Source organism: Flavobacterium muglaense, assembly GCF_014305155.1.
GTDB lineage: Bacteria > Bacteroidota > Bacteroidia > Flavobacteriales > Flavobacteriaceae > Flavobacterium > Flavobacterium muglaense.
Map to the genome: position 1 here is coordinate 1 of NZ_JACRUK010000085.1, position 6,348 is coordinate 6,348.

A 6,348-nucleotide genomic window follows, 5' to 3' on the forward strand; every position below is an offset into this window, starting at 1 on the left:
TCTTTGCATTTAAACAAGAAAAAGTAACTCTAAATACCTGTGTTTTATTGGATTTGCAATTTTTCAGCAAGCCCTACATATTTACGCCCAAAGGAGATATCAAATCACTGCCAAAAGGTGCAACCTCATTAGATTTTGCTTTTAGTATCCATTCCGAAATAGGAATCAAAACCCGTGGAACAAGAGTTAACGGGAAATTAGTTCCTTTAAATTACGAATTAAAAAGTGGAGACCAAGTAGAGATCATCACCTCTCCTAATCAAAAACCAACCATTAACTGGCTGGATTATGTAACTACTTCAAGAGCCAAAAACAAAATTAGAAACGTATTAAATGAAGATACGAAGAAAATTGCCGAGGATGGAAAAGAGTTGCTTACCCGCAAATTAAAACACTTAAAAGTAACCTTAAACGAGGGAGTGGTTAACGAATTAGTTAACTTCTTTCACCTTAAGACCAGCTTGGATTTATTCTATAAAGTGGGAATTGGCGCTATTGAAAACCAGCAATTAAAAGATTTTGCAGCCCAAAAAAGCAATACGTTAATCAATTTTTTCAAAAATAAAATCAAACGCTCTGGTAGCACAACCGATACCGAAATTCATAAAATTGCTTTAAACAGTAATTATGATATGTTGGTATTTGGTAAAGATCAAGACAAATTAGATTACAAATTATCGGCTTGTTGTAACCCAATCCCTGGCGATCTTGTTTTTGGTTTTGTAACTATTAATGAAGGTATAAAAGTGCACAAAAAAGATTGTCCAAATGCAATAGCCATGCAATCTAATTATGCCTACCGCATCATGCAAGCCAAATGGATTGATTCGACCCAACAGGAATTCAAAGCCATTTTGAATATTACAGGAATGGATACCATGGGGCTTACTAATGAATTGACAAAAGTAATCTCGAACAATATGAACGTTAACATTCAAAGTATCTCCCTAAGTGGTGACGCTGGTTTGTTCAAAGGACAAGTGGTTGTGATTGTACCTAATATTACGATCCTCAAAAAACTAATTGACAACATTAAAAAAATAGACGGTGTTGATAAAGTTTCTAGAGTCTATCAAAAATAAGAGTTAGAAATAATTTCACGAAATAAAAGTATAAAAACAGACCGTATTTTAGTCTAAAAAAAGATTTTCTAGGAGACTTTTTGTTGTAAAACACACAAAATTATCTCCTGATAAGTATTTAAACTTGAAAACTATTAAAATAAAAAATTATCTTTGCCAGATATGACACTCATTTCCACAAATAATAACAATAACCAAGAAATTGTAAAAAATGTTTTTACGATGTATCTTGAGCAAAAAGGACATAGAAAAACACCGGAGCGGTACTCTATCCTTCAGGAAATTTACGAAAGTGAAGAGCATTTTGATATCGAGAATTTGTATATCAAAATGAAAAACAAAAACTACCGTGTGAGTAGGGCTACTTTATACAACACAATCGAATTACTATTAGACTGTGCCTTAGTTCGAAAACATCAATTTGGCCAAAATCAAGCACATTACGAAAAATCGTATTTTGATAAGCAACACGATCACATCATTATGACTGATACGGGTGAAGTAATTGAGTTTTGTGACCCTAGAATACAAACTATAAAAAAGACAATCGAAGAAATTTTTGATATTGAAATCACTAATCATTCGTTGTATTTCTATGGTGTTAAGAAAAAACCAATGGTGGAAACTACCACTGAAGAAGATATTAAAACGAAAGATTTAAAATAGAATAGCAGAAAATAATCAGTATGGACAACGTAAAAATTGTCTCAACAACAAATAATAATTAGAATGACTGTAGATTTATTACTAGGATTACAATGGGGAGATGAAGGAAAAGGGAAGATCGTTGATGTTCTTACTTCAAAATACGATATTATTGCTCGTTTTCAAGGTGGTCCAAATGCTGGACATACTTTAGAATTTGACGGAATAAAACACGTACTTAGAACTATTCCTTCTGGAATTTTTCATGACAATAATATTAATGTTATTGGTAATGGTGTTGTAATTGACCCCGTTGTTTTCAAGGGTGAAGTTGATGGTTTGGCTAAATTTAATTTAGACATTAAATCGAAATTAATCATTTCAAGAAAAGCACATTTAATTTTACCTACGCACCGTTTACTAGATGCTGCTTCTGAAGCTTCAAAAGGGAAAGCGAAAATTGGCTCTACACTGAAAGGAATTGGACCAACTTATATGGACAAAACTGGTAGAAACGGAATCCGTGTTGGTGATATTGAACTAGAAGATTTCAAAGAAAGATACAGAGCACTTGCTGACAAGCATGAAGCAATGATTGCATTTTATGATGTAAACATTCAATACAACCTAGAAGAACTTGAAAAAGAATTTTTTGAATCAATCGAAGACTTAAAAAAATTAGACTTTATTGATAGCGAAGAATACTTGCACCAAGCTCAAAAAGCAGGAAAATCAATCTTATGCGAAGGAGCACAAGGTTCATTACTTGATGTTGATTTTGGAACGTACCCATTTGTAACTTCATCTAATACTACTGCTGCTGGAGCTTGTACAGGATTAGGAATTGCTCCTAATAAAATCAAAGAAGTATACGGAATTTTCAAAGCTTATGTAACTCGTGTTGGTAGCGGACCATTCCCTACTGAACTTTTTGACGAAGACGGAACAACAATGGCACGTGTAGGAAACGAATTTGGATCAGTTACTGGAAGACAAAGACGTTGTGGATGGCTAGACTTAGTAGCTTTAAAATACGCTATTCAAGTAAACGGAGTAACGCAGTTAATGATGATGAAAGGGGATGTCCTTTCTGGCTTTGAAACTTTAAAAATATGTACCGAGTACACATATAAAGGACAAAACATCGCTCACTTCCCGTACAACATTGAACCAGAAAATGTAACACCCGTTTACAAAGAATTCAAAGGATGGAAAGCTGACTTAACTGGAATGACAACTTATGATGAGTTACCAGTTGAACTAAAAGAATACATTGACTTTATAGAAAAAGAAGTTGAAGTGCCTATCAAGATTGTCTCTGTAGGACCAGATAGAACACAAACAATTACAAAATAAGAGTTATAAACGTCCCGACACAATCGGGACGTTTTTTTTTTGTAAAAAATTGTATTTTTACAAAACCAACCTGTCTTTTTGAAAAATATAACTTGATGACTCAACTAGTTCCTAATCGTTACTTACTACTACTTTCAATCTTATTGATTGTAGTGTCGTCCTGTCAAAAAGAAAACATTTCTACCACCAATACAACCAATTCTATATATGAAATAGTTGGTTCGAAAATCACAATCAAAGGCAAACCCGTACAACTAATAGGCGCCAACGCTTTTCATGTGTTTAGTGTAGGCAGCCAAGACATGAGCAGCTGGAATCTTGATATTAGCCGCGAATTTATTGGAAATACCAAAGAAACTCCTTTGAGCGGTACTCCTATTCAAGCCGTAAATGGTGCATATCTCTACTCTTTACAAAGTATCGTAGATGATAACCGAATGAATCATAAAATAACTATTCTGTGCGCTTTTGGTTGGGATGGCACCAATACCACTCTATTTACCGGAAAAAGCCCTACTACAACGAGCTGGTGGACTGCTTACAAACTCATATTAGCCCAGTGGGCAACACAGTTTAAAGACCAACCTGACGTATGGATCGAGGTATGGAATGAACCCTACCGCTACGATAGAACTGATGGTTATAGCGATTTAATCTGGATGAATGACATGGATGAATTGACTACTGTCATTAGAAACACAGGAAACACCAATATCATTCTAATTCCTTGCGCGGAACAAGGGCAAGACGAAAGTGTTTTATTAAACAAAGCAACTGATTTCTTGGCCAATAAATCCAATATTATATTTGATATTCATGCCTACGAAAAATGGTTACTAGACACACCTAATTCCATAGACAACCGACTTGCCTTATTAGAAAATAAAAAAATACCGTTCCTTTTTGGCGAAACAGCTCCCATGAACGCAGGCGTATTAATGAATACTACACCTTTTTTAGACCTCCTTTCCAGTCGTGGAATTTCGGTTTGCGCTTGGGTTTGGAAAAAAGACGGCACTGATCAAGATGCCTTATTAACCAGTACAGGACAGCCTAATGATTCTAACAATAATAATTGGGGGACTACTTTTAAAAACCTAAGTTTGAGTCCGCGTAACCCTTAATACAAATTACAGCTAAAAGCATGCAGAATCCCGAAATAAAAATCACACAAACCGACCTACTTTCAGACAACTGGTACCTCTTAAACAACGTAACCTTTGATTATCAAAAAGCCGACCACTCTTGGATTACCCACAAACGAGAAGTCTATGATCGCGGTAATGGTTCAGGTATTTTACTTTATAATTCACAAGAAAAAAAAGTAATCCTCACGCGTCAATTTCGCCTACCTACTTACCTCAACGGTAATAAATCAGGGATGATGATTGAAATTTGTGCCGGGCTACTAGATGCCGACAATCCTGAACAATGCATCATAAGAGAGACCGAAGAAGAAACTGGTTACCGCTTAACCACCGTTCATAAAGTAATGGAGACCTACATGTCGCCGGGTGCTGTGACCGAAATTCTATATCTTTTTGTAGGTGAATATGATGCTTCTATGAAAGTAAGTGAAGGCGGCGGTGTTCCTCACGAAGAGGAAAATATCGAAGTACTCGAAATGACGTATGACGCTGCTTATGCCATGATCGAAAGCGGAGAAATCACCGATGCTAAAACGATTATGCTCTTGCAATATGCCAAAATAAAAAACCTTGTTTGATTTCTGCAACCATTTACAAGATGAATAATCAAACGAAAGGTGCTTTATACGCTTTGACCGCTACCCTACTTTGGTCCGTGAACATGGTCATTGCTAGCGGCGTAAAAGGTCATATTCCGCCCGTAGGTTTGGCTTTTTGGCGATGGACAATTGCTTGTGCAACGCTAGCTCCTTTTGCACTAAAAAGCACTTTAAAACACTCAAAAATTCTTTTAGAACATAAAGAGTATCTTATCTGTACTGCATTATTGGGCGTTACTATTTTTAACACTTTAATTTATTTTTCGGGCAAAACTACATCAGCAGTGAACTTGTCGTTAATTGCGATTTCGATTCCGCTATTCATCGTTGTCATTGCCCGAATTGTTTTTAAAGAAAAAGTATCTGCTCTTAAAATTATTGGAATACTAACGATTATTACAGGCGTATTAGTATTGATCACCAAAGGCTCATTAGCTGCTTTGATTCATATCAATTTTACTGTTGGCGACTTACTAATGCTGTTGGCTTGTGCTTTATTTGCGGCTTACACCATTTTAGTTCGGCTTAAGCCAAAGCAAATTCCTTCCACTGTATTTTTGTTTGCGTTATTCGTAATTGGAACCTTATTATTATTTCCGTTTTATATAGTAGAACACCTGTACTTTAAAAAAGTGATTTTTGACGCCAAAACTTTTTACGCCGCAGCCTACGTGGGCGTGTTTGCTTCTTTAATTGCCTATTATTTATGGAATGAAGCCATTATTCTCATTGGCACCAATAAAACGGCATTGATATATTATTTAATCCCTGTTTTTAGCGGATTGCTAGCCTTCTTCTTCTTGGGCCAAGCCATCGTTACTTCTCAAATTGTAAGTATGAGCATTATTGTAACCGGCTTAGTTTTGACTAATAAAAAAGGATAATTGACTGAAGTCTTATTGTTCAAAAAAGGGGCCTAACTTGTAAATTCATGCGCGAAACAAAAGGTGATGTTACAACATTCCTATTCGCTACAGAAGACTTTTTATCAATTCCAAATTCCTTTCAATCTTTGTTCTTTAATGATTTGTACCATCTTATTTTTAAAATATTGCGGATCCTCCTGCAAGATTTCCTTAATATTTTCGTTTTTGTCTTTTAATCCAGTAAGATGTTTTTTTACAAGTTCATCTTGTTTTGCATTGGAACATAACGACCATTTTGCTGAAGCACCAGCCAAAAATAAACTGAGGTCTGTTCTTTCATTCTCATACGGTACATTTGCAATTATGTTATCAATATATTTAAGATTTCCAGTAGCAAAATAAGACGCCCAATTCCTATCATTATATTCTGTTGTCACTTTTGTTTTTGAATAAAGTGTGTCTATATTTGACGCACTAAGAATCATCATCAACTTTCTGATTTCTTGCTTTTCGATTTTATCAAAATTTGACTCGAATGATTTTTTCACCTCTTTGTCAGATAAAAAAAGTGCTCCAAAAAATCCGCTCAAAATTGGAGGGCACTGAAAAAGTGTTTCTAATAAATTAAGACCTAAAAAGGAGTAGATATCTA

The 6,348-nt window shown here is 35.2% G+C and carries 7 protein-coding genes; 6 read left to right on the top strand and 1 reads right to left on the bottom strand.

The window, feature by feature from the left end:
• From H8R24_RS17445 to H8R24_RS17470, 6 genes are all read left to right on the top strand, one after another.
• Window positions 1-1,082 (top strand): TGS domain-containing protein (locus H8R24_RS17445; RefSeq protein ID WP_187021618.1); only part of this gene is annotated, 1,082 nt, incomplete at its 5' end.
• 162 nt (window positions 1,083-1,244) lie between these two features.
• Complete coding sequence (locus H8R24_RS17450; RefSeq protein WP_187021620.1) at window positions 1,245-1,748, top strand: Fur family transcriptional regulator; 504 nt, start codon at window positions 1,245-1,247, stop codon at window positions 1,746-1,748.
• Between the two features lie 63 nt (window positions 1,749-1,811).
• A complete protein-coding gene (locus tag H8R24_RS17455; RefSeq protein ID WP_187021622.1) occupies window positions 1,812-3,083 on the top strand; it encodes an adenylosuccinate synthase in 1,272 nt (423 codons plus the stop codon).
• A 95-nt stretch (window positions 3,084-3,178) separates the two neighbouring features.
• Window positions 3,179-4,207 carry a cellulase family glycosylhydrolase gene (locus H8R24_RS17460; protein WP_187021625.1) on the top strand — a complete coding sequence of 343 codons (1,029 nt, stop codon included), beginning with the start codon at window positions 3,179-3,181 and terminating at the stop codon, window positions 4,205-4,207.
• Window positions 4,208-4,227: 20 nt separating this feature from the next.
• On the top strand, window positions 4,228-4,809 hold the full coding sequence (gene nudK, locus H8R24_RS17465) for a GDP-mannose pyrophosphatase NudK (protein WP_187021627.1): 582 nt from the start codon (window positions 4,228-4,230) through the stop codon (window positions 4,807-4,809).
• Between the two features lie 20 nt (window positions 4,810-4,829).
• Window positions 4,830-5,714 carry a DMT family transporter gene (locus tag H8R24_RS17470; protein ID WP_187021630.1) on the top strand — a complete coding sequence of 295 codons (885 nt, stop codon included), beginning with the start codon at window positions 4,830-4,832 and terminating at the stop codon, window positions 5,712-5,714.
• Window positions 5,715-5,818: 104 nt separating this feature from the next.
• Here H8R24_RS17470 and H8R24_RS17475 read toward each other — a convergent pair.
• A partial coding sequence (locus H8R24_RS17475) for a hypothetical protein (protein ID WP_222617423.1) occupies window positions 5,819-6,348 on the bottom strand: 530 nt, incomplete at its 5' end.